Raw genomic sequence first — 3092 nt, 5'->3', positions numbered from 1 at the left:
GCTTGATACCCGACCGGCTAATCGAGTCGATAGACTCGCCGCTGATGTCCCGGCCGCGATAGCTGATGTGACCCTCACGCCGTGGGACTGTCCCCGTAATCGTCCGGAGTGTCGTCGTCTTGCCAGCGCCATTCCGGCCCAGTAAGCCGACGACTTCGTTCTCCTCGATGGACATCGCGAGGTCGAACAGGACGTGGCTGTTGCCGTAGTAGGCGTTGACGTCGTCGAGTTCGAGGACACTCACGCGTCTTCACCTCCCAGGTAGGCCTCCTTGACGCGTTCGTCGGCCATCACCTCGTCGGGAGTACCGTCGGCGATGAGTGACCCGCTCTCCAGGACGAGGATGCGGTCCGAGATGCCCAGTACGACCTCCATGTCGTGTTCGGTCAGGACGAACGTCGTGTCGGTCTCTTCGTCCAGTCGGCGGATGAGGTCGACCATCCGGTCAGTCTCGGACTTGTTCATTCCGGCTGTCGGCTCGTCGAGCAGAATAATCGACGGTTCCGTCCCGAGAGCGAGCGCAATCTCGACTTTTCTGGCGTCGCCGTGAGATAGATTTGCACATTCAGTGTCGGCGACATCCTCGAGATTCGTGAGTTCGAGTACCTCCCAGGCGGCCTCAGTGAGTTCCTCGTCGTGTTTCGTGATGGCGGTCAGGTCGCTCGTCCGTCGGTCGTGGCTGATTCGCGCCACTCGGACGTTGTCCAGCACTGTCAGCCCCTCGAAAATGTTGTTGATTTGGTAGGCTCGCGAGAGACCCTGCCGGGCGATTTCGTGAGGTTCGTCGTCGGTGACGTCGACTAGTTCGGTGCTGTCACGGGGACGGAGCTTCACCGACCCGGAACTAGGCTGGAGCGTCCCGCTCAGCAGATTATAGAACGTGGTCTTGCCCGCTCCATTCGGCCCGATGATGCTGGTAATCTCGTCGTCGTCGATACTGACCGTGACGTCGTCGACGGCGACGAGGCGACCGAACCACCGTGCGAGTTCGTTAGTTTCCAGTACTGTACTCATGCTTCCACCGACCCGAACATGCCCTCAGGCTTGACCAGCAAGATGAGGATCATCGCCAAGAACGGCATCAGTTCACCGGCCCCGGTCACGCCGATGACCGGCCCCATCGCCGACATGATACCGATGATGTACGCGCCGATGAAGGCTCCGCCGAACGAACCGAGGCCACCCAACACGACGACGATGAACGACTGGATGATGACCTGGTCGCCCAGCACCGGCTTGATGCTCAAGATGGGTGCCGAGAGTGCCCCGCCAAGGCCAGCGAGGGCCGCACCGACGAAGAAGACAGCTGTGTACAACAACGGCACGTTGACCCCGAGGAGCTGTGCCATATCACGGTCGCTGGCCGTCGCTCGGACCTTCCGACCGACGTTCGTGTACCGGAGCGTTGCCAGCAAGGCAGCCATCGTCAGGACGGACATCATGATGACGAACGCCCGGTACGTGGAGATGGTATATCCAGCCGGGAGCAGCAGTTTGCCAGCAAGCTGGGCCGGTGGCCCGATACTAGTGGCCGCCCCGAACAGTTCCCGGATTATGTCGGTGAAGATGAGGACGAACGCGAAGGTCAACAACAGCTGGTCGAGCGGTTCTCGGTCGTACACTCGGCGGATGAACCCCCACTCCATCCCCGCGCCGATGAGCCCAACCACGAGCATGGCGAGGACGAGTCCCGCCCAGATACCCAGTTGGGGAAAGGTGAATCCGAGCAGTTCGCCTCCGGTCGAGAACAGGACCACTACGTAGGCGCCAATCATGTAGAGGACGCCGTGGGCGAAGTTCAGGACGTCCATCACACCGAAGATGAGGCTCAACCCGACAGCCACCAAGAACAGCTGGCTCCCGATGCTGACACCGGTTATGAGCTGTGTGATGACGAAATCTACCGATACCATACGGGGTAGTTGTTTTCCACCCTGTTTATAAATGCACGTGTACTGTTGAACGTTCACATGCCAACGTACATCTATAATGGATGTTCTGTGCCTCTACTTAGCACACAGGTGTGATTGCGGCATGTTACATAACAAGACAAACACGACCCGGGAGGCGTCGGATCCGTCGGGTGTATCACGCAGGAAGTATCTCGCAGCTATCGGGGCAGGGGCAGCAACCGGGCTCGCGGGGTGCATGGGCGGTGGCGGTGGTGGCACGATTAAAATCGGCGGCATGTACCTCATCACGGGCGTCGCCTCCGTACTCGGCAACGCCTCTGCGGCAGCAGCCCGAACCGCTGTCGACGCGGTCAACGAAGCTGGTGGTATCAACGGCAACGACGTCGAAATCGTCATCCGTGGCCACGGTGACGACCCGGCAGCCCAACTGAAGAGCCTCGTCCAAGAGGAGCAGGTCGACGCCCTCATCGGGCTGACGTCCTCCGGTGTCGCGTTGGCCAACGCGGAGGCTATCAACCAGCTCGGGGTTCCGATGGCGCTGACAGATATCGGGACACCATACAGCACGGAATTCGACACGGGCACGTATCCCGACAAGGCCTCGTTCAAGAAGAACATCTTCCGGACGAACGCCAACACGTCCACGAACGTATACGGTATCGCCGAAGACGCCAACGCGAATCACAGTGGCTCGCGCGTCGCCAACATCGGCCCTGGTTACGCCTACGGTGAGCAGGTTTGGAGCTACTTCAAGGCCTACTCCGACGGCCTGGGTGCCGGTCACGAGTACGTCGCTAGCGAGTTCCCCAGCCTGGGTGCGACAGACATGACCCCCCAGATCAACGCCATCATGGACGCGGACCCAGACGTCGTCTTCTCCGGGTTCTGGGCGGGCGACGCAGTCACGTTCTTCAAGCAGGCTACCGAGCTTGGCTTGTTCGACCAGGTCGACCAAGTGTACATGACACTGGCGATGGACCCGACGGTCCTCTCGGCACTCGGCTCGACGATGCCGGAAGGTGTCAAGATTGCTGGCTGGTACTGGCACTCTGCGTTCGACAACGAGAGCAACACGGAGTTCCTCAACAAGTACAAAGACCACGCCGAGGACCTGCCAGCCGTCCCGTCGTTCACAGGTGGGAGCGCTTACAGCTCCATCTGGATGTACAAGAAGGCCAT

General features: G+C 60.2%; 4 protein-coding genes. 1 reads left to right on the top strand and 3 read right to left on the bottom strand.

Features of this window, described 5'->3' with window-relative positions; genetic code table 11:
* From AUR66_RS01625 to AUR66_RS01615, 3 genes are all read right to left on the bottom strand, one after another.
* The coding region (locus AUR66_RS01625) for an ATP-binding cassette domain-containing protein (RefSeq protein WP_231727720.1) at window positions 1–244 on the bottom strand (244 nt) is incomplete at its 3' end.
* A complete protein-coding gene (locus tag AUR66_RS01620) occupies window positions 241–1014 on the bottom strand; it encodes an ABC transporter ATP-binding protein (protein WP_058570782.1) in 774 nt (257 codons plus the stop codon). The genes AUR66_RS01625 and AUR66_RS01620, both read right to left, overlap by 4 nt.
* Window positions 1011–1913, bottom strand: a complete 903-nt coding sequence (locus tag AUR66_RS01615; RefSeq protein ID WP_058570781.1) for a branched-chain amino acid ABC transporter permease — start codon at window positions 1911–1913, stop codon at window positions 1011–1013. Before AUR66_RS01615 ends, AUR66_RS01620 begins: the two co-directional genes overlap by 4 nt.
* 235 nt (window positions 1914–2148) lie before the next feature.
* Between AUR66_RS01615 and AUR66_RS01610 the strand changes: the two genes are divergently transcribed.
* On the top strand, window positions 2149–3092 hold a 944-nt coding region (locus AUR66_RS01610; protein ID WP_058570780.1), incomplete at its 3' end, for an ABC transporter substrate-binding protein.

Origin of the sequence: Haloferax profundi, assembly GCF_001469865.1 — an archaeon.
GTDB classification, from domain to species: Archaea; Halobacteriota; Halobacteria; order Halobacteriales; family Haloferacaceae; genus Haloferax; species Haloferax profundi.
The sequence above is the reverse complement of the archived record's forward strand: the minus strand, read 5'-3'. Positions and strand labels throughout refer to the sequence as shown.

Coding starts and splice junctions, on each gene's coding strand:
- AUR66_RS01615 (WP_058570781.1), bottom strand. CDS start 1,913: ATGGTATCGGTAGATTTCGTCATCACACAGCTCATAACCGGTGTCAGC.
- AUR66_RS01620 (WP_058570782.1), bottom strand. CDS start 1,014: ATGAGTACAGTACTGGAAACTAACGAACTCGCACGGTGGTTCGGTCGC.